Annotated in this window: 1 pseudogene; it reads right to left on the bottom strand. The window is 66.0% G+C overall.

Features of this window, described 5'->3' with window-relative positions:
- Positions 1-235, bottom strand: a pseudogene (locus tag SB764_RS44700) (NADP-dependent malic enzyme); the annotation flags it as partial.

Here is a 235-nt window from a genome sequence, read left to right as displayed (position 1 = left end):
CCTTCCATGGCGGCCTTGGCCACCGCCGGCGCGATGCGCACGATCAGGCGCGGATCGAACGGCTTGGGAATCAGGTACTCGGGACCGAACGAAATGTCGTAGGTGCCGTAAGCCGCGGCCACCACCTCGTTCTGCTCCTCCTCGGCCAGCTCGGCGATGGCGTACACCGCCGCCTTTTCCATTTCACGGGTGATCGTCGTGGCGCCCACATCCAGCGCGCCGCGGAAGATGTACG

The organism is Paraburkholderia sp. SIMBA_027 (genome assembly GCF_046535315.1).
GTDB lineage: Bacteria > Pseudomonadota > Gammaproteobacteria > Burkholderiales > Burkholderiaceae > Paraburkholderia > Paraburkholderia tropica.
Note: the sequence above shows the minus strand (reverse complement) of the source record. Positions and strands in the feature narration are given on the sequence as shown.